Annotated in this window: 19 protein-coding genes; 7 read left to right on the plus strand and 12 right to left on the minus strand. The window is 68.6% G+C overall.

The annotated features are described in order from the left end of the window. The first annotated feature begins 73 nt into the window (after positions 1-73). On the plus strand, positions 74-871 hold the full coding sequence (locus ACFZBB_RS13360; protein ID WP_391120944.1) for an ATP-binding cassette domain-containing protein: 798 nt from the start codon (positions 74-76) through the stop codon (positions 869-871). A gap of 60 nt (positions 872-931) precedes the next feature. Here ACFZBB_RS13360 and ACFZBB_RS13365 read toward each other — a convergent pair whose 3' ends face one another. Further along, a complete protein-coding gene (locus ACFZBB_RS13365) occupies positions 932-1,417 on the minus strand; it encodes a MarR family transcriptional regulator (protein WP_391120947.1) in 486 nt (161 codons plus the stop codon). 278 nt (positions 1,418-1,695) lie between these two features. Between ACFZBB_RS13365 and ACFZBB_RS13370 the strand changes: the two genes are divergently transcribed. Together ACFZBB_RS13370 and ACFZBB_RS13375 are read left to right on the plus strand one after the other, a co-directional pair. After that, complete coding sequence (locus tag ACFZBB_RS13370) at positions 1,696-2,379, plus strand: TetR family transcriptional regulator (RefSeq protein WP_391043333.1); 684 nt, start codon at positions 1,696-1,698, stop codon at positions 2,377-2,379. A gap of 193 nt (positions 2,380-2,572) precedes the next feature. Further along, positions 2,573-4,078, plus strand: coding sequence for a DHA2 family efflux MFS transporter permease subunit (locus ACFZBB_RS13375; RefSeq protein WP_391120950.1), 1,506 nt, complete (start codon positions 2,573-2,575; stop codon positions 4,076-4,078). 125 nt (positions 4,079-4,203) lie between these two features. Here the strand turns inward: ACFZBB_RS13375 and ACFZBB_RS13380 are convergent, their stop codons facing one another. The 3 genes from ACFZBB_RS13380 to ACFZBB_RS13390 form a co-directional block, all read right to left on the minus strand. Continuing rightward, positions 4,204-4,830, minus strand: a complete 627-nt coding sequence (locus ACFZBB_RS13380) for a hypothetical protein (RefSeq protein WP_391120953.1) — start codon at positions 4,828-4,830, stop codon at positions 4,204-4,206. A 19-nt stretch (positions 4,831-4,849) separates the two neighbouring features. Then, positions 4,850-5,635, minus strand: a complete 786-nt coding sequence (locus tag ACFZBB_RS13385) for a dioxygenase (RefSeq protein ID WP_391120956.1) — start codon at positions 5,633-5,635, stop codon at positions 4,850-4,852. A gap of 140 nt (positions 5,636-5,775) precedes the next feature. Beyond that, positions 5,776-6,297, minus strand: a complete 522-nt coding sequence (locus ACFZBB_RS13390) for a GNAT family N-acetyltransferase (RefSeq protein ID WP_391120959.1) — start codon at positions 6,295-6,297, stop codon at positions 5,776-5,778. 208 nt (positions 6,298-6,505) lie between these two features. Between ACFZBB_RS13390 and ACFZBB_RS13395 the strand changes: the two genes are divergently transcribed. Together ACFZBB_RS13395 and ACFZBB_RS13400 are read left to right on the plus strand one after the other, a co-directional pair. Further along, positions 6,506-7,504 (plus strand): sigma-70 family RNA polymerase sigma factor, encoded by a 999-nt coding sequence (locus tag ACFZBB_RS13395; protein ID WP_391120962.1) that lies wholly within the window; start codon positions 6,506-6,508, stop codon positions 7,502-7,504. A 123-nt stretch (positions 7,505-7,627) separates the two neighbouring features. Beyond that, positions 7,628-8,362, plus strand: coding sequence for a VIT1/CCC1 transporter family protein (locus ACFZBB_RS13400; RefSeq protein WP_391120965.1), 735 nt, complete (start codon positions 7,628-7,630; stop codon positions 8,360-8,362). On the opposite strand, the gene ACFZBB_RS13405 is transcribed toward ACFZBB_RS13400, so the two are convergent. Both ACFZBB_RS13405 and ACFZBB_RS13410 read right to left on the minus strand, forming a co-directional pair. Beyond that, the gene (locus ACFZBB_RS13405) at positions 8,320-9,552 is read right to left on the minus strand and encodes a low temperature requirement protein A (RefSeq protein WP_391120968.1); all 1,233 of its coding nucleotides are present in this window, start codon (positions 9,550-9,552) and stop codon (positions 8,320-8,322) included. The two genes, ACFZBB_RS13400 and ACFZBB_RS13405, sit on opposite strands and share 43 nt — an antisense overlap. Before the next feature lie 62 nt (positions 9,553-9,614). Then, entirely contained in the window at positions 9,615-10,697 is a 1,083-nt protein-coding gene (locus ACFZBB_RS13410; protein ID WP_391120971.1) for a pyridoxal-phosphate dependent enzyme, read from the minus strand. A 281-nt stretch (positions 10,698-10,978) separates the two neighbouring features. Between ACFZBB_RS13410 and ACFZBB_RS13415 the strand changes: the two genes are divergently transcribed. Beyond that, positions 10,979-11,203, plus strand: a complete 225-nt coding sequence (locus ACFZBB_RS13415; protein ID WP_391120974.1) for a hypothetical protein — start codon at positions 10,979-10,981, stop codon at positions 11,201-11,203. Positions 11,204-11,216: 13 nt separating this feature from the next. On the opposite strand, the gene mscL is transcribed toward ACFZBB_RS13415, so the two are convergent. From mscL to ACFZBB_RS13445, 6 genes are all read right to left on the minus strand, one after another. After that, on the minus strand, positions 11,217-11,687 hold the full coding sequence (gene mscL, locus ACFZBB_RS13420; protein ID WP_391120977.1) for a large conductance mechanosensitive channel protein MscL: 471 nt from the start codon (positions 11,685-11,687) through the stop codon (positions 11,217-11,219). Positions 11,688-11,789: 102 nt separating this feature from the next. Further along, positions 11,790-12,089 carry a hypothetical protein gene (locus ACFZBB_RS13425; RefSeq protein ID WP_391120980.1) on the minus strand — a complete coding sequence of 100 codons (300 nt, stop codon included), beginning with the start codon at positions 12,087-12,089 and terminating at the stop codon, positions 11,790-11,792. A 489-nt stretch (positions 12,090-12,578) separates the two neighbouring features. After that, positions 12,579-13,436, minus strand: coding sequence for an S-methyl-5'-thioadenosine phosphorylase (locus ACFZBB_RS13430; RefSeq protein WP_391120983.1), 858 nt, complete (start codon positions 13,434-13,436; stop codon positions 12,579-12,581). Between the two features lie 93 nt (positions 13,437-13,529). Further along, positions 13,530-13,862 carry an FmdB family zinc ribbon protein gene (locus ACFZBB_RS13435; protein ID WP_391043359.1) on the minus strand — a complete coding sequence of 111 codons (333 nt, stop codon included), beginning with the start codon at positions 13,860-13,862 and terminating at the stop codon, positions 13,530-13,532. A 66-nt stretch (positions 13,863-13,928) separates the two neighbouring features. Continuing rightward, on the minus strand, positions 13,929-15,182 hold the full coding sequence (locus ACFZBB_RS13440) for an MFS transporter (RefSeq protein ID WP_391121130.1): 1,254 nt from the start codon (positions 15,180-15,182) through the stop codon (positions 13,929-13,931). A gap of 292 nt (positions 15,183-15,474) precedes the next feature. Continuing rightward, positions 15,475-17,004 (minus strand): potassium/proton antiporter, encoded by a 1,530-nt coding sequence (locus ACFZBB_RS13445; RefSeq protein ID WP_391121133.1) that lies wholly within the window; start codon positions 17,002-17,004, stop codon positions 15,475-15,477. 157 nt (positions 17,005-17,161) lie between these two features. Here ACFZBB_RS13445 and ACFZBB_RS13450 point away from each other — a divergent pair, with 157 nt between their 5' ends. Continuing rightward, positions 17,162-19,876 (plus strand): penicillin acylase family protein, encoded by a 2,715-nt coding sequence (locus ACFZBB_RS13450; protein WP_391120986.1) that lies wholly within the window; start codon positions 17,162-17,164, stop codon positions 19,874-19,876. The last annotated feature ends 53 nt before the right edge of the window (positions 19,877-19,929 follow it).

A 19,929-nucleotide genomic window follows, 5' to 3' on the forward strand; every position in this document is an offset into this window, starting at 1 on the left:
CCCTCCCGCGCACGGCCCCTCACATCGTGGAATCCCGGGGCGGGAAGGTGGCGGATACAGCTACCGTGCCGTCATGACAGCCAACACCGTCGTGGCCGCTCTCGACGCCGTCAGCGTCCGCCGCTTCACCACCGGCCAGGTCATCCTCGACGACGTCAACTGGACCGTACGGTCCGGCGAGCACTGGGCGCTGCTCGGCGCCAACGGCGCGGGCAAGACGACGATGCTGCGCCTCATCGGCGCCCTCATGCATCCCACCTCCGGCACGGTCGACGTGCTCGGCCACCGCCTCGGCCGTGTCGACATGCGCGAATTGCGCGCGCACATCGGCCTGGTGTCGTCCTCGCAGAAGGTGCCGCTCGACGCCACCGCCCACACCGTCGTCCTGACCGGCCACACAGGCACGGTGCAGCCGCTGTGGCGCAAGTACGACGACGAGGTCCGCGAGCGCGCGCACGAGCTGCTGGCGGAGCTGGAGATCAAGGATCTGGCGGACCGGGCGTACGGGGTCTGCTCCGGCGGTCAGCGCGCTCGCGTCCTGGTGGCGCGGGCGCTGATGGCCGACCCGGCGCTGATGCTCCTAGACGAGCCCTTCAACGCGCTCGACCTGCCCTCCCGCGAGGACCTGATCGACGCCATGCACCGCCTCGCGCTCACCCGTACGGGTCTGGCGACCATCACCGTCACCCACCACCTGGAGGAGCTGTCGCCCGCGATCGGGCACGTACTGCTGCTCAAGGAAGGACGGGTGCTGACCTCGGGGACCGCGCGGCAGGTGCTCACGGCCGAGTCGATTTCCCACTGCTTCGGGCGGCCGATCGAGGTCAGCAGGCACGAGGGACGGTGGCTCGCCCGCTCCGGGCGGCGCTGACCGTATGGGGTGACTTCACGGGCGCGAGGTTGACGCTCCCGCGGTCGATGGCCGACCGTTTCAGCGCAGCCAGGGCAGGTCCGCGCGGTCCGGCTGGTGCAGGCCCTCGGCGATGACGCGGGAGATCTCCCCGAGCTGCGCCGTCTGCTCGGGGGTGAGCCGGTCGAAGATCGCGGAGCGGACGGCGGCGACGTGACCGGGCGCCGTACGCACCACCTCGTCGTAACCGGCGTCGGTGAGGACCGCGATCTGCCCGCGGCGGTCGGAGGGGCAGTCCTCACGGCGCAGCCAGCCGTTCCCCTCCAGACGGGCGACGGCGTGCGACAGCCGGGAACGGGTGATCTTGGCGCGCTCGGCGAGTTCCGTCATGCGCATGCTGCGGCCGGGCGTCTCGGAGAGGGTGCTGAGCAGCGCGTAGTACATGTGCGGCATGCCCGCGTCGCGCTGGAGCTGACGGTCGAGGTGGTCTTCCAGCAACGTCGTGGCGTGCAGGAACGCCCGCCAGGCGGCCTGCTCGTCTTCGGTCAGCCATGTCATGGCGTTCATGGTACGTGCACTTCTTGAAGCTTCAATAAAATGGCGTGTCACGCCGTCGGCTCGCGACCGGGCGCGTCCGGCTCGTACGACCGGACGCCCCTTTGGTGAAGTCTCCCGCCAACCCCGCCAATCGCGTGACGCAGGTCACAAGCGTGACGGGAAATATCCGGGGACGCGCTCCCCGTTTAGACCAGGTGACCGCGAAACGGGGAGTGCTTGTCCGTTTCAACGACGGGGCTCATACCCCCGTGAACGACCGCTGGATCGATCGGAAGGAGCCGCCCGCCGTGAGCCTCGACACTGTTGGTACGACCAGCGCCACCGCAACCACCAGCAGCACCAGGCCGCGTGCCGTGCGGCTGCGCGCGGACGCCACACGCAACCGCGAGCGCATCGTCGCCGCCGCCCGCGAGGCCATCGTGGAGTTCGGCCCGGACGTGCCGCTCGACGACGTGGCGCGCCGCGCGGGAGTGGGGAACGCCACGCTCTACCGGCACTTCACCGACCGCGCCGAACTGATCCGCCAGGTCACGCTCACCGTCATGGCCACGACCGCCGAGCGGGCCGAAGATGCCCTCGCTCAGGAGCCCGACGCCTTCGCCGCGCTGCGCCGCTTCGTCTTCGAAGCGGCCGAAGAGCGGATCGGGGCGCTGTGCCCGATGCTGTCGGACGCCTTCGACCGCCAGGACCCCGCCGTCACCCAGCAGATGGAACGGCTGGAGCGGTCGGTCAACGCCATCATGGAACGCGCGCAGAGCGCGGGCCTACTCCGTACCGACATCGCCGTCGGTGACCTGATGGTCGCCCTGACGCAGCTCACCCGGCCGCTGCCGGGCACCGGCTGCATGGGCTTCGACCGCTTCGTCCACCGCCACCTGCAGCTCTTCCTCGACGGGCTGCGCGCCCCCGCCGGATCCGTACTCGTCGGGACGGCGGCCACCCTGGAGGACCTCAAAGCCGGAAACAAATAGTTCGCAACGCCCATGAACCGGGCGATAACGTAGGGAAGTTCGCCGACTTACCGAAGCGCAGTTCTCGGCCGCTCGACCGATGAACACCGCGACCGGACCCCGGATCCCGGACCACGATCCGCATCGTCCGGCGCCAGCTCGCTGACACACGTCCCCACGTCCTGTCACTCCGCATCCATTAGTGAGATCAGTTATGCCTGAAACACGCTTGCCCGATCCGAAGCGCTGGACAGCGCTGATATTCATCGCCATCGCTCAGCTCATGGTCGTGCTCGACGCGACCGTGGTGAACATCGCACTTCCCTCCGCCCAGGCCGACCTCGGCATCTCGGACGGCAACCGCCAGTGGGTCGTCACGGCCTACACCCTCGCCTTCGGTGGCCTGCTGCTCTTCGGCGGCCGGATCGCGGACCTGTGGGGACGCAGGAACACGTTCATCGTCGGTCTGCTCGGCTTCGCCGCGGCCTCCGCGCTCGGCGGCGCCGCCGTCAACACGGCGATGCTGCTCGGCGCCCGCGCCCTCCAGGGTGTCTTCGGCGCCCTGCTCGCGCCCGCCGCGCTGTCCCTGATCTCGGTGATGTTCACCGACGCCAAGGAGCGCGCCAAGGCGTTCGGCATCTACGGCGCCATCGCCGGCGCCGGCGCCGCGGTCGGCCTCATCCTCGGCGGTGTCCTCACCGAGTACCTGAATTGGCGCTGGGCACTGTTCGTCAACATCTTCTTCGCCGTCGCCGCCGTCCTCGGCGCCATCGCCTTCATCCGCGAACCCGCCGAAGGCCGCAACCGCAACCGCCTGGACATCCCCGGCGTGGTCCTCGCCAGCACCGGTCTCGTCGCGCTCGTCTACGGCTTCAGCCGCGCCGAGTCCGACGGCTGGTCGTCCGGCGTGACCATCAGCCTGTTCGTCGCCTCCGTGGTGCTGCTCTCCTCGTTCGTGGCCGTGGAAGGCCGCGTCAAGGCCCCGCTGCTGCCGCTGCGCGTCATCACCGAGCGGAACCGGGGCGGCGTCTACCTGTCGCTGGGTCTCGCCATCATCGGCATGTTCGGCCTGTTCCTGTTCCTGACCTACTACCTCCAGCAGGTCATGGGCTACTCGGCGCTCAAGTCGGGCTTCGCGTTCCTGCCCATGGTCGGCGGTATGGTCATCGGCTCCACGCAGATCGGCACCCGTCTGATGCTGCGGGTCCGGCCGCGCTTCCTGATGGCTCCCGGCTTCCTGGTCGCCGCCGTCGGCATGGGCATCCTCGCCCAGATCAAGGTCGACTCCAACTACGCCGAAATCCTGCTGCCCGGCTTGGTCCTGATGGGCCTCGGCATGGGTACGGCGTTCATGCCCGCCATGAGCCTGTCCGCGCACGGTGTGCGTCCCGAGGACGCGGGCGTCGCGTCCGCCATGGTCAACACCTCGCAGCAGGTCGGCGGCTCCATCGGCACCGCCCTGCTGAACACCCTCGCGGCCAGCGCCACCACCACGTGGATCGGCTCGCACGCCAAGAGCCCGGCCGACCTGAAGAACCAGTTGTTCGTCAACCAGGCCGCCGTCCACGGCTACTCGGTCGCCATCTACTGGGCCACCGCCATCCTGGCGCTCTCCGCCGTCCTGGCCTTCGTCCTGGTCGACGCGGGCGTCCAGAACACCGGAGAGAGGGTCGCCGAAGGCGACTTCGAGGACATGCCGATCCCGGTCATCGCACACTGACCCGGCACGGCACTCACCCGATGGGGTGAGCGCGTGAAAACGGCAGGGCCCCGCCTCGTGCTTCACGAAGCGGGGCCCTGCCGTTGGTCATTCGTCATTCCATACGCAGCCCTGCGCGGCGACCGTCACAGCCCCTCGGGCCACTTGTACGAGCTGGGCACCGTCACCTTGTCCGAAGGCGCGCCGTACACGAGCGCGATCTCCTCGTGCGCGCCCAGCTTGATCGCCGCCGGGTCACCGGTCTGCTCCTTGCCGTTCACGTACACGTGCAGTTCCTTGCCGCCGCCGGTCTTGAGCGAACCGAGCGTGTCCTTCGTGAGCGGCACGTTCCACTCGGTCATGAACTCGCCGAGAGTGAAGTCGGCCTGCACCGGCGACTCGATGTGCACGACGCCACTGGTGTCGTGCGTGTGCAGCGGGCTGATCGACTGCTTCGCCTCGTCGATGCCGATCAGGGCGGGCACGACGACGGCCTTGCCGTCCACGAACACATCGAGGTGACTGTGGATGTGCAGCACCTGCCCCTCCTGCCCGAGCATCGGCAGACCCGCCGCCTTGACCTGCGCGGAGGCGTCGGCGGGCGCGGGCCACGAGACGGAACTGGCCGCGGGCTTGCTGTCGCCGCCGCCCGCGGTCGTCGCCGTGTCGCTCGCTCCCTTGCCGCTGGTGGAGCTGGATCCGGAGCCGCAGGCGGCCAGCGTCACCGCGCTTACCACTACGGCCACGCCGATCCCGATGCGTCGTTTCTGCATGAGCGTGGGGTCTCCCTGTTCAGCCGAACTGGACGGAACGCTTGGCGAGCCCCATCCAGAAACCGTCGATGATGCTGCGCTGGCTGCCGAGCTCGGACTCGGCGGCGCCGAGCGTAACGAACAGCGGGGCGAAGTGCTCGGTCCGCGGGTGCGCCAACCGCCCGGCGGGTGAGGTGTGTTCAAAGTCCAGCAGCGCGTCCACGTCCTGGGCTTCCAACGCCCGGTGACCCCAGTCGTCGAACTCCGCCGACCAGCTCGGCGGCTGCGGACCCGCGTTGCGCAGCGCCGCCAGATTGTGCGTGAAGAATCCGCTGCCCACGATCAGCACGCCCTCGTCGCGCAACGGCGCCAACTTGCGGCCGATGTCCAGCAGCTTCTCCGGGTCGAGCGTCGGCATCGACACCTGGAGCACCGGAATGTCGGCGGCGGGGAACATCTCCACCAGCGGTACGTACGCGCCGTGGTCGAGACCGCGGTCGGGCACGTCCTGCACGGGATTACCTGCGCCGCGCAACAGTTTCCGTACGGAGTCGGCGAGCGCGGGCGCGCCGGGCGCCGCGTACCGCACCTGGTAGTAGTGCTCGGGGAAGCCCCAGAAGTCGTACACCAGGGGGACGGTGGTGGTCGCGCCGATCGCCAGCGGGGCCTCCTCCCAGTGCGCCGAGACCATCAGGATCGCCTTGGGGCGCGGCAGGTCGGCCGACCAGGCCGCCAGCTCTGCGGGCCACACCGGGTCGTCGGCGAGCGGCGGGGCGCCGTGCGAGAGGTAGAGCGCGGGCATGCGCTCCGGGGTTGCCGTGGTCATCGCGCACCCTTCCTTGAAGTTTCAAGCGTACGGGAGCACTACCTTAACCCGATATGCTTGAACCTTCAAATAAGCCGCACGTGTCCGCCCTGTCCGCCCGTGTCCGCGCTGTCCGCGCGTATAGGCGTGCGAGAACGGCGTCAGCCCAGGCGCTTCTCGAACCACGCCACATCGTGGTACTCGCCGAATTTGTGGCCCACCTCCTCGTACACCCCGACCGGCCGGAAGCCGAAACGCTCATGCAGGCGCAGCGACGCCGCATTCGGCAGCGTGACGCCCGCGTACGCGCGATGCAGGTTCTCCTCCGCCAGGGCCGCGAAGAGCGCCGTATAGAGCAGTGTGCCGACGCCGCGCCCGCCCGCGTCGTGCGCGAGATAGATCGTCGTCTCCACCGACGTCGCGTACGCGGCCTTCGGTCGGAAGGGGCTGCTGGTCGCATAACCCAGGATTCGTCCCGGCGGGCCGGGAAAGTGAGCAACCAAGAGCCGGTGCGGGCCGTCTTTCGGGTGGGAGAGCAACCACGGACGACGTTGTTCGACGGTGAAGGGAACTACGTCGAACGTGATCGACGTTTCACGGATGTAGTGGTTGTAGATGTCGGTAAGAGCGGCCAGATCGCCCTCGCTACCTGGTCTGACCTGGACTTCTGGATGTTCCGGCACCCTTTGGCCTCCCTGTGTGGCGAGACAGGGTACTGCATGATCACAAAATTCAGGTCACGAGATGGGAATTGTGTCCGGATTCCAATCGTTATCCCGATCAGGACGGGGCAACCGCAAGGCAAGAGCCGCACCTGACGGAACCATCCGGCAAGCGGCCCGACCGCCCGGTCCGACCGAGACCCGACCGCACCTTCGTAAGGGAGCACGCATGGCAACCCGTGCCGTCGCCCGTCGTCACGCTGGCGGGACCAGTAGCGTTCGCGCCGCAGGCGGGGAAGTCGCCGACCGCGACCTCGTCGGCATGTACCTGGACGAGATCGCGCGGACCCCGCTGCTCGACGCCGCCAGGGAAGTGGAACTGTCCCGCGACATCGAAGCGGGCGTCTACGCAGAACGCATACTCGCAACCGATCCCGGACTGCCCGCAAAGGCCGGCGGTGACGCCCGCCGCGAGGAGCTCGAGGCCATCGTCGCCGCGGGCGAGCAGGCCAAGGACGTCTTCATCCGTTCCAACCTCCGGCTCGTCGTGGCCGTGGCCCGCCGCTACCCGCGCAGCGGACTGCCGCTCCTCGACCTGATCCAGGAGGGGAACGCGGGCCTGGTACGCGCCGTCGAGAAGTTCGACTACGCCAAGGGCTTCAAGTTCTCCACCTACGCGACCTGGTGGATCCGCCAGGCCATCACCCGCTCCATCGCCGACCAGTCCCGCACGATCCGGCTGCCCGTCCACCTCGTCGAGGAACTGGGCCGCATCCGCCGCGTGCAGCGCGAGTTCAACCGCGAGCACGGCCGCGACGCGGAGCCCGCCGAGATCGCCACCGAACTGGCCTCCACCCCCGAGCGCGTCACCGACGTCCTCGACTGGGCCCGCGACCCGGTGTCGCTCAACATGTCCGTCGACGCCGAGGGCGAGACCGAATTCGGTGACCTGGTGGAAGACGGCGCCGCGCCGTCCCCCGAGGACTCCGTGCTCGTGATGCTCCGCCGCGAGGAACTGGACGGGCTGATCGACCGCCTCGACGACCGCACCGCCTCCATCATCCGAGCCCGCTACGGCATCGTCGACGGCCGCGAGCGCACCCTCACCGAGGTCGGCAAGCAGCACGGACTGACGCGTGAGCGCATCCGGCAGATCGAGAAGCACGCACTGGCCGACCTCAAGCGGATGGCCCGCGCGACCGGCCTCGACCAATACGAAGCCGCCTGACCGGCGCGCTTCCCACAGACCCGAACCCCGGTGCATTCCCCCCCCGCACCGGGGTTCGGCCTGTCCGCGACACCCACAACCACCTGATCGGACACGACCGCCGCAGGTGAGACGCTTCCGTCTATGGACGACCAGACCGACGCCCAAGCCGGGCCCCACAAGAACGAGCCCCACCACGACGGACTCGGCACCCGGCTCAACTGGCTGCGCGCCGCCGTACTCGGCGCCAACGACGGCATCGTGTCCACCGCGGGCCTGGTCGTCGGCGTCGCGGGAGCCACCGACTCCCGCTCCACACTCCTGACCGCGGGCATGGCCGGACTCCTGGCGGGCTCCTTGTCGATGGCAGCGGGCGAATACGTCTCCGTCAGCACACAACGCGACTCCGAACAGGCCGCCCTCGCCCTGGAACGCGAAGAACTCGCCACCACCCCCCAAGCCGAACTCGACGAACTCACCGGCCTCCTCGAAGACCGCGGCATCAGCCAGGAACTCGCCCGCGAAGTCGCCGAGCAACTCACCGCACGCGACGCCCTCGGCGCCCACGCCCGCGTTGAACTCGGCATCAACCCCGACGAACTCACCAACCCCTGGCACGCCGCCGGCGCCAGCTTCGTCTCCTTCACCATCGGCGCCCTGCTCCCACTCCTGGCCATCGTCCTGCCACCCACCTCATGGCGCCTGGCCGTCACAGTCGTCTCCGTCCTGCTGGCCCTCGTCGGCTGCGGCTGGGCGAGCGCCCGCCTCGGCAGCGCACCGATCGGCCCCGCCATCCTCCGCAACGCCGCAGGCGGCGCCATCGCGATGGCCATCACCTACGCCGTCGGCGAGCTTCTCGGCGCGACCGGCGCCGTCTGACCACCACCCCGCGCCTGCAACGTCACCCCCACCGCCACCGTGACCGCACACACCAACCCGGCCCACAGCACGGCATGCGACCCCGTGAAGGTGCACGCCAACACCACCACCCCCGAGACCGGCAGCGTGAGCTGCTGCGCGAGACCCCGCTTGTAGTGCCGTGAGTGCAACAGCCAGACAGTGATGAGAAACACCGCGGCGGGAACCGTGACCCAGGCCGCCGCCACCCGCGTCGAGATCTCCGCCTTCCCGACCGCCTCCTCGACTGCAATCTCCATCCCCGCCCCGATCGCCGCCGCCGAACCGAACACCGCGAAGTGGCCGTAACCCCAAAGGAACGCCTGCCTGTTCGACACCAGGTGGTCATGGATCGGCACCGCGAAGTAGATCCACCACGCGGCGAAGACAATCAGCAACCCGCCGACCGCGATCGGCAACAACTCACCGAGCGCATCGTGCTCGTCGGCCGCCGACTGCACGGCGATGGTCGCCGAGGACACCGACTCCCCGAGCACGATGATCGTGAACAACCCGTACCGCTCCGCGATGTGACGCGGATGCCACGTCGTCGGTGCCGCCCGCTCCGCCAGCACAGGCACCGACATCTCAGCCACCGCCAACAACACGAACGCCCACACCGGCGGCGCCCCGTGCGGCAACAGCAACGCCATCCAGCCCACTTGGCACAACGTCACCCCGAACGCGTACCGCAGAGCCGTCCCCCGGGCCGCGCCCGTCTCCGCCCCGGCCGCCCGCAGCCACTGCGTCACCAACGCCAGCCGCATCACCGCGTATCCGCACACCGCCAACCGGAAGTCGCCGCTGTCGAAGGCGCGCGGCACCCCCGCCGCCAGTATCAGCACACCGACGATCTGCACCAGCGTGGTGATCCGGTAGGGCACATCGTCCGTGTCGTATGCGGACGCGAACCATGAAAAGTTGACCCACGCCCACCAGATGGCGAAGAAGACCAACAGGTAACCGGTCACGCCGTGTCCCGGATGCCCCTCCACGGCGGCATGCACCAGCCGGACGCCCGCCTGCGCGACCGCGACCACGAAACACAGGTCGAAGAACAGCTCAAGTGGCGTGGACGCGCGGTCTTCCTCGTCGCGGCTGCGTGCCGTCATCCGGCGCAACGCGCCGCTGGTCCTGGCCACCGGACCTGCCGGAGTCGTCGGTTCAGTCATGGAAGACACCATGGAGTACGGCAGGCACTACGCGCAGCGCGCCGCGCGGAAATCCGGGCCGCTCAGCCCCGACTCGCCTGCCCGCTCGGCGAATCCGCCCGCGCCAGCTCCCCCGTGGTCAGGAAGCGTTCGACGCGCTCCACGTAAGGGCCGATCCGGATGCCCTGCTCCGCCAGCCAGCCATCGGAGTAGTACTTCTCCAGATACCGCTCACCCGGATCACACAACAGGCCCACCACGCTGCCCTGTTCACCGCGTTCGCGCATCTCGGAGATGATCCGGAAGGCGGCCCACAGCCCGGTGCCGGTTGACGCGCCCGCCCGGCGGCCGAGCAGGCGCTCCAGGACGCGCACGCACGCGATGGAAGCGGCGTCCGGGACCCGCATCATGCGGTCGATCGCGCCCGGCACGAAACTCGGCTCCACCCGCTGGCGGCCGATCCCCTCGATACGGGACCCCGCTCCGGTCGTCACCGCCGGATCGTGATCCCGCCAGCCCGGAAAGAACGCCGAATTCTCCGGATCCGCGACGCAGATCCCCGTCGTCGCCTGGGCGTACCGCACGTACCTGGCCAGCGTCGCCGACGTCCCCCCGGTGCCGGCTGTCGCCACGATCCACGTCGGGACCGGGAACCGCTCGACCGCCATCTGCCGGAAGATCGACTCGGCGATGTTGTTGTTGCCCCGCCAGTCCGTCGCCCGCTCCGCGTACGTGAACTGATCCATGTAATGGCCGCCGGTCTCCCGCGCCAGCCGTGCCGCCGTCCCGTACACCTCGCACGGGTCGTCGACCAGATGGCATCGGCCCCCGTGGAACTCGATCAGCTCGATCTTCGACCGCACCGTCCCACGCGCCATCACGGCCACAAAGGGGACACCGATCAGCCGGGCGAAGTACGCCTCCGAGACCGCCGTCGACCCGCTGGACGCCTCGATCACCGGCCGCCCCGGCCGGATCCAGCCGTTGCACAGGGCGTACAGGAACAGCGAGCGCGCCAGGCGGTGCTTCAGCGAGCCCGTCGGATGCGTGGACTCGTCCTTCAGATAGAGGTCGACGCCCCAGTCCGCCGGGAGCGGAACTGACAGCAAATGGGTATCGGCGGACCGATTGGCGTCGGCATGGACCTTCCCCACAGCGTCGCTCAACCAGCGACGGTACGCGAGGTCGCTTCGGTCGAGATCCTGTTCCCGCGCCTGCGCCTCTACGTGCTCCCGCTCCGGTACGTGTGCCTGTGCGCGTCGCTGTTCCACGCTCTCCGCGTCCGGGCGTACGGCTGCCGGTGCGGGCGAGGGCGTCGGGTCCGGTATCTGCATGCGGCCAGGTATATCCGGCCGACTGACTCAAACGGACACTTGGGGTATCTCCCTCCGGTCGCTTGAGCAGGGACGACAGCCCGGCCACCAACGCCCCGCCGTACCCTGGAGGCATGAGCAGCGCCCCCGATCGCACCCCGGCCGAGAACCCCGGCGACGAGCCCGCCCCGGCCGTCGTACCCCCGGTGGGCCCCTCGGGCCTCGTCTTCGACGATCCGCTCGACCGCCCCTCAGCCGACGACACCGACCGAGGCTGGGGCGAGCGGCCCTCCGGCTCAGCGGCCGATGACGACGACTTCACGCGCTTCCTCAACGAGAAGCCGCCGCACCACCTCTGAGCGGACCGGACGATCAGTTCCCGCCCCCGCTGCGCGGCGAGACCAGCGCGTCGCGGATGTCGCGCAGCAGTGTGATCTCCTCGACCTCGGCCGCCATCTCCACCACCTCGTCGTGCTTGCGCTTGCTCGCCTGCCGCGCCAGGTAGCGGGACATCGGTACGACCATCAGGAAGTACACGACCGCTGCGGTGATCAGGAACGTCAGGACGGCGCTCAGCACCGAGCCCCACAGGATGTGGATCCCGCTGATCGTCTCGCCCTTGTCGTTGACGACGCACGGGCCTTTCAGACAGGACGAGTACCCAACGAGATCCTTCGTACCGAAGGCACCGACCAGGGGATTGATCACGCCGTTCACCACGGAGTTCACGATGTTGGTGAACGCGGCACCGATGACGACCGCGACCGCGAGGTCGATCACGTTCCCGCGCGTGATGAATTCCTTGAAGCCTGCCAGCACGCCCGGCTTGTTCTTGTCGGTCACCGCTATGCCTCTTCCGTGACGCCGATGTGGCGGAATGATGGGTTCCGCCATAGAAGGCAATGCGGGTTCGGCGTGTCCAATTGCCGTCCACGATCGGGTGATTCAGCACAATGTCACCGCCAGAGGTGACGAGACGGCCGCACCGGAGAGCGCCGCCGCCGTACGGCGGGGCACGGCGAGCACGACCAGTGCCCCGCCGCCCCCACCGCCACTGACATCGGGTGGGGCGGACTCTCCTGCGGGCTTCGAGTCGTCCGCGGGGCCCGGTACTGCCACAACGGTCGCGTTCGATGCCACCACCCGCGAACTGGCCAGCACATCGATCCGGTCGCCGGCGTGCAGCAGCGCGACGGCCGCCGCGTCGGCGATCCGCACCGGCGCCCTGACCAGCACCTCGGCCACGTCATGGGGTGCCGGTACGGTCGCTGCGTTGGCGGTGTCGCGGGCTGCCGCTGGCGCGGGTCCCCGTGGGGCCGCCGCGTCATGACGCGGGCCGGTCCCGCGCGCCGCGGACGCCGCCAGCGCGGCGGCCGTCAGTGCCAGACCGAAGGCCAATGAGCGCCGTCGGCGCCCCGGCGACCGCCGCAGGAGTTGCCGTCGGCCGCCCGCTCGGATCGGCGGGAAGTCCGGCACCGCGCAACGCGGCGGCGTGTACGGCTCGGGGCATGCCGGAGCCGAATAGGGAGTGGGGGAGCAGGACATGACGGACCACCGCCTGACGTGAGGTGTTCGATACCGGGATGTCCGGTCGATGCATCCACCATCGCGCACGGCGCCGACAGCGCTCCGATCCCTGTGGACAACTCCCGACTTGTGGATAACTCGGCCACCCGGAGGCGTGAATTACCGCTTCGCGGAAGGCAGGAGCTAAGGGATACGGGAGTCCGCGTGCTAGGGGAGGATGATCCCCGGGTCCTGGCCCCCCAGCGAGTCCACGCACAGGCAGTCCCGCGCGTCGTTGTCCGGCAGCTCGCCGATCAGGTCGAAGAGCACGTCCCGCATCCGGCCGACATTGGCCGCGAAGACCTCCAGCACCTCCTCGTGGGAGACGCCCTCTCCGGTATCGGCGCCCGCGTCCAGATCGGTGACCAGTGTCAACGACGTGTAGCAAAGCCCCAGTTCGCGGGCGAGTACGGCCTCGGGGTGGCCGGTCATCCCGACCACCGACCAGCCCTGCGCCGCGTGCCAGAGCGATTCCGCGCGGGTCGAGAAGCGAGGCCCCTCGACCACCACCAGCGTTCCGCCGTCGATCGCCTCCCAGCCGCCCGACCGTGCCGTGGCGACGGCGGCCTTCCGGCCCACCGGGCAGTACGGGTCGGCGAAGGTCACATGGACCACGTTCGGCACCTGACCGTCGGCCCGCGTCTCGCCGTCGAAGTACGACTGGGCGCGCGACTTCGTACGGTCCACTAGTTGGTCGGGCACCAGCAGCGTTCCGGGGCCGAACTCGGTGCGCAGACCGCCCACCGCGCACGGACCGAGCACCTGGCGCGCGCCGACGGACCGCAACGCCCACAGATTGGCGCGGTAATTGATCTTGTGCGGTGGCAGATGGTGCTTGCGACCGTGTCGCGGCAGGAACGCCACCCGGCGCCCCGCTACCTCACCGAGGAACAGCGAGTCGCTCGGCGGGCCGTAGGGAGTCTCGACCATGATTTCGCTCACATCGTCGAGGAAGGAGTAGAAACCGGATCCGCCGATGACGCCGATCTCGGCCTGCGCGTCCGTCGCACTGCTGCTCTGCACCATGTCGATCACCCTATTGCGGTGCCGGGCACACGACGAAACCCCCACCGTGGAAACGGCGGGGGTTCGTAAGATCTGCGGAAGCCTCGGAAGGGCTCAGGCCGCCGACGTGCTGTTCGAGGACGAGGAGCCCGTGCCAGAGCCCGAAGAGGAGCCGGACGATGAACCCGACGACGAGCCGGAGGACGGCTTGCTGTCGGACTTGCTGTCCGAGTTGCTGCTCTTGGCGGCAGGCGCGCTGCTCGTGGACGATCCGCGGCTGTCGGTCCGGTAGAAACCGGAGCCCTTGAAGACCACGCCCACGGCGGAGAAGACCTTGCGCAGGCGTCCGCCGCAGTTGGGGCACTCGGTCAGCGCGTCATCGCTGAACTTCTGCACCGCCTCGAGGCCCTCGCCGCACTCGGTGCACTGGTACTGGTACGTCGGCACTTGCTCCTCCTGGCACTCTGACTCATTGAGTGCTAACGACGCTCAATAGTGCAGTATTTCCCGGCGTCAGTCCACCGGGACCGCCGCACGGTGACCGATCACACCCGATGCGACCACTCCTCGCGATTGTGGCACCAGCCTCTCGCGCAGCCCCACCAGCACCATGAGCGCCAGCGCGGTACCGGCCAAGGGCACCGTGAAACCGGCGTGCGAGCCGGCGTGGTCGGCCAGCAACCCGGCCGTGGTGACGGCGGCCGCCTGCCCGAGCGCGACCGCCCCCGTCAGCCACGTGAACGCCTCGGTTCGGGACTCGCCCGGTACGAGGGCGTCGACCATCGTGTAGCCGGTGATGAGCGTGGGGGCGATGCACAGGCCCACCAGCAGCCCGAGCGGCGCCAGCACCGGCACGGCGTGGACGGCCCACAGCGGGGCGCAGGCGAGTGTCAGGGCCGCGTACGCCGCGAGCAGCCTGGCGCGCGGGCTGCGGCGCCAGGCGACCGCGCCGTAGACGACGCCCGCCAGCATGTTTCCGGCGGCGAAGGTCCCGTATAGCAGTCCGCTGATGCCGGGCCGGCCGATTTCCTCGGTGAAGGCGGTCAGCGACACCTGCATGCCGCCGAAGACGGCGCCGATGCCGAGGAAGGCGACGGCGAGCGCGCGCACTCCGGGTACGGACAAGGCAGAGGCGGGCTTTCCGCTGACGCCCGCCATGGTGGGGTGCGGGACCGGCGCGGTACTTCTCTGCGCGGCGAAGAGGATTCCTCCCGCAAGGGTCAGCGCCGCCTCGGTGATCAGTCCGGCCGCCGGGTGCACCGCGGTGCACAGCGCGGTGGCGAGCACAGGGCCGATGACGAAGGTGAACTCGTCGGTCACCGACTCGAAGGCCGCAGCCGTTGTCATCAAGAGGGAAGCGGCGCTGGAGGGTGCGGTGGCCGAGCCGTTCAACGCCACCGCCCAGCGGGCGCGCACCATGGGCCCGATCTGCGGCACGGTGGCACCAGCGGGCACGGCCGCTGCGAACAGCGTCCAGGTAGGCGCATGGGTCAGCGCGAGCGTCACCAGCCCGATGACGGAGGCGGTGTGCAGGGCGACGCCCGGTACGAGGACGGCACGTTGCCCGAGGCGGTCTGCCAGTCGGCCGCTCCTCGGGGCGCACAGGGCCATCGAGACCCCGGTGACGGCCGCGGCGGCTCCCGCTGTGCCGTAGGAGCCGGTGGTGTGCTCGACGAGCAGCACCATGCCGATGGTGAGCATCGCGAATGGCTGCCGGGCCGCGAAGCCGGGGAGCAGGAACGCCCAGGCGCCGGGGGTCCTCAGCAGTTGCCGGTAGCCGGTCTTTGCGTCGACAGCGGCGGGCGTGGGCGTTGTCCCGGCTGGGGACGTGGACGGGGAGGTGGGCACCTTGGATGCCACAGCCTGGTCTTTCTGCCGCCTGGTAGCGCGTGCGCGGATCCAGGTCCGCGAATGACCGCGCCGAGAGCCGTCCGCTCAGCGCGGGAATCCGCGCCGGCTCTGCGTCAGACAGAGGTTGAACTCGACAAATACCTCACCATGATACGCGGAGACCGGCGCCGTTTTCGCGCACCTGGTGCGGTCCGGACGTTGGTCGGGTTTATCGGTCTCCTGGTCGGCCGCGTTGCCGACCAGGAGACTTCTCCCCGAGCCACCCGGCGAGCTTGCCGCCGCGCCCGACGGCCCGCAGCCGGGCCTCGGCCGCGTCCCGTACCGGATCGGTGGTCACCACGAGCAGTTCGTCGCCGCGCCGCAGCACGGTCGACGGCAGCGGTACGAAACTGGCGCCCTCGCGCACCACCAGGGTGACGGCGGCTCCTGTGGGCAGCCGCAGCTCGTCCACCTCGACGCCGTGCATGCGCGAGCCGTTGGGGATGGCGACGGACAGCAGGTGGCCCTGGAGCCGTTCCAGCGGGGCGGATTCGATGCCGAGGTCGGCGGCGTCGCCGTTGCTGTCGCCGGACAGGCGCAGTCGGCGGGCGACCCATGGCAGGGTCGGGCCCTGCACCACGGTGTAGACGATCACCAGGACGAAGACGATGTTGAAGATCCGCTTGCTGTCGGTGATTCCCGCCACCATGGGGATGGTGGCGAGCACGATCGGCACCGCGCCGCGCAGCCCCGCCCAGGACATCAGCGCCTGTTCGCGCCAGGGGATGCGGAAGGGGAGCAGGCTCGCGATCACGGAGGCGGGTCGAGCGACCGCGGTCAGGAACAGTCCGATGATCAGGGCGGGGACGACGTCGTCACCCAGCTCGTGCGGTGTGATGAGCAGACCGAGTAGGACGAACAGGCCGATCTGAGCGATCCAGCCGAGCCCTTCGGCGAAACCGCGAGTCGCGGGCCGGTGCGGAAGTTTGGCGTTGCCGAGGATGAGCGAGGCGATGTAGACGGCGAGAAAGCCGGAGCCGTGCGCCATGGCACCTGCCGCGTAGGCGGCCACGGCGATCGCCATGACGGCGATCGGGTAGAGGCCGGAAGCGGGCAGGGCGACGTGCCTGAGGCCGTAGGCGCCGCACCAGCCGACCGCGAGCCCGATCGCGGCACCGATGACCAGCTCCAGCGCGATCTCGCCCACCAGGTGGTACCAGTGGTCGACGGGACCCGCCGCGGAGAAGGCGACCACCAGGATCACGACAGGGGCGTCGTTGAAGCCGGACTCTGCCTCCAGAACGCCGGTCACGCGCTTGGGAAGCGCCACATTGCGCAGCACGGAGAAGACGGCGGCCGCGTCCGTCGACGACACCACCGCGCCGATGATCAGCGCCTGCCGCCAGTCGAGGCCCACCAGATAGTGCGCGGCGCCAGCGGTGACGAAGACGCTCAGCATCAGGCCGAATGTCGACAACACCGCGGCGGCGGGCAGTACCGGTTTGATTTCCTGCCATTTCGTACCAAGTCCGCCTTCGGCGAGGATCACCACCAGTGCGGCATAACCCAGGACTTGGGTGAGCTGGACGTCGTTGAAGGTGAAGCCGAAGACGCCGTCCTGGCCCATGATGACGCCAATGCCCAGGTAGATGAGCAGAGTGGGAAGGCCACTGCGTGAGGCGAGGCGCACGGCCACGACCGCGACCAGCAGTACTGAGGCGCCGACCAGCAGGATCTCGTTGAGATGGTGGACAGTCAGGGTGCCGGTCCTTTCAACTTCGTTGCCTTACCTAACATTTTACGCTCTCTTGACATTCCACGGCCCACCGGCCGCCGACCGCTGGGCTGCCCCTATGGTTGCCCTTGCACAACGAGCACCTTGATCACCGGTCCGCCCTGCCCCTCGAAGGACAGCGATGCCCGCACGGAAGAAATCCCGCCGCGTACGCTTCATCGTGATCGCGTTCGTGCTGCTGCTCGTAGCGGGCATCGGATTCGGGTCCTACTGGAGCGTGAGCACAGTCCGCGCCTCCTTCCCGCAGACATCGGGCTCGCTGAAGCTCAAGGGCCTGTCAGGGCCCGTCGACGTCATGCGCGACGCGAACGGCATCCCCCAGGTCTACGCCGACAGCCCCGAGGACCTTTTCCGCGCCCAGGGCTTCGTCCAGGCGCAGGATCGGTTCTACGAGATGGACGTACGCCGCCACCTCACCTCGGGGCGGCTGTCCGAGATGTTCGGCAAGGGCCAGGTCGAGACCGACGCCTTCCTGCGCACCCTGAACTGGCGTGGCGCCGCGCAGAAGGAATACGACACCAAGCTCGACGCCACCACCAAGAAATACCTCCAGGCGTACTCCGACGGTGTCAACGCCTACCTCAAGGACCACAGCGGCGCCGGACTGTCGGTCGAGTACGCGGCGCTGTCGTTCAGCAACGACTACAAACCCGCACCCTGGACGCCGGTCGACTCCGTCGCCTGGCTCAAGGCGATGGCCTGGGACCTGCGCGGCAACATGCAGGACGAGATCGACCGCGCCCTGATGACCAGCCGCCTCAGCCAGGCGCAGATCAAGCAGCTCTACCCGGCGTATCCGTACGACCGCAACCGGCCGATCGTGGACGGCGGTTCCGTCAACAAGATCACCGGCGCGTACGAGCCCGCGTCGTCCGGCGGCCCGCAGGGACTCAGCAGCTCGGTCAACACACAACTTTCGGGTATCTCGCAGATCATCGACCAGATGCCCGCGCTGCTCGGTCCGTCGGGTGACGGCATCGGCTCCAACTCATGGGTGGTGTCCGGCACCTATACCACCACCGGCAAGCCGCTGCTTGCCAATGACCCGCACCTGGCGCCGCAGCTTCCCTCGCTCTGGTACCAGATGGGCCTGCACTGCCGGGTGGTGAACGCCGCCTGCCCGTACGACGTCGCCGGTTACACCTTCTCAGGAATGCCAGGGGTCGTCATCGGCCACAACCAGAGCATTGCCTGGGGAATGACCAACCTGGGTGCGGACGTCACCGACCTCTACCTGGAGAAGGTCACGGCGGGCACCTACCTCTACGACGGCAAGCAGCTGCCCTTCAAGACGCGCCAGGAGACCATCAGGGTCGCGGGTGGTAAAAGCCGCACTATTACGGTGCGCGAAACCAACAACGGTCCCGTGATCTCCGACCGCAGCGACGAGATCCGCACCGTCGGACAGACCGCACCCGTCACCGATCCACCGGGCGGCGTCAACAGTGGTTATGCCGTCGCTCTGCGATGGACGGCGCTCGAGCCCTCGAAGACCATGGACGCCGTCTTCGAACTCGACAAGGCGACGAACTTCGACCAGTTCCGCGCCGCCGCCGCCGACTTCGCGGTCCCGTCGCAAAATCTGATCTACGCCGACACCAAGGGCAATATCGGCTACCAGGCGCCGGGTCAGGTGCCGACGCGCGCCGACGGTGTGGACGGTACGTACCCGGTGCCCGGCTGGGACTCGCACTACGACTGGACGGGCACGATCCCGTTCAAGTCGATGCCGTACGAGTACAACCCCTCCCGCGGATACATCGTGACCGCCAACCAGGCCGTCATCGATCAGAGCAAGTACCCGTACCTGCTGACCCAGGACTGGGGATACGGCACCAGGAGTCAGCGCATCAACGACCTCATCGCGTCCAAGATCAAGGACGGCGGCAAAGTCTCCATGGACGACATGCAGTCGATGCAGGGCGACAGCAGCAGTGAGATCGCCAAGCTTCTCGTTCCATATCTTTTGAAGATCAACATCACGAACGACAAGGGTGACTACGTACGCAAGGCGCAGCAACTGCTGGAGGGCTGGGACTTCAACCAGGACGCCGATTCCGCCGCCGCCGCGTACTTCAACGCGGTGTGGCGCAATGTCCTGAAGCTGGCCTTCGGCAACAAGCTGCCCAAGGAATTGCGTCCCGAGGGTCAGTGCCTGCGGGTGCCCCCGGCCGGGCAGACCGGGCCGGTCGACAATCTCGACGGCAGCAGCGGCACGGTCCAGGAGTGCGGCGAGCGGGACGCCGACGAGGCGCAGCCCGACGGCGGCGACCGGTGGTTCGAGGTCGTTCGCAAGATGCTGCCGCAGCAGAACAGCCCTTGGTGGACGATGTCGACAACGGCGTTCTTCAGCGGCGACCCCAACAAGAAGCGCCACAGCGATCGTGACCAGCTCCTTGAGCAGGCCATGAAGGACGCACGCTACGAACTGACCGCCAAGCTCGGCAAGGACATCGACACCTGGAGTTGGGGCCGCCTCCACAAGCTGGAGCTGAAGAACCAGACGCTGGGCACCGAAGGCCCCGCCGTGCTCAAGTGGCTGCTCAACCGTGGCCCCTGGCAGCTCGGCGGCGGTGAGGCGGCCGTGAACGCGACCGGCTGGAACGCGGCGGGCGGTTACGACGTCGTCTGGGTCCCGTCCATGCGGATGATCGTCAATCTCCAGGACCTCGACAAGTCCCGGTGGATCAATCTGACCGGTGCGTCAGGTCACGTCTACAACGCGCATTACACCGACCAGACCAATATGTGGGCGAACGGCGAACTTCTCCCCTGGGTGTTCTCCGCCGAGCAGGTGGACAAGGCCACCAAGGCGAAGATGGCACTCACTCCGTAAATCACACCGGTTATCGCGCACCTGGTGACGGAAAACGTCACGCGCGAATGACG

The sequence above is a fragment of the Streptomyces sp. NPDC008139 genome, from assembly GCF_042957025.1.
GTDB lineage: Bacteria > Actinomycetota > Actinomycetes > Streptomycetales > Streptomycetaceae > Actinacidiphila.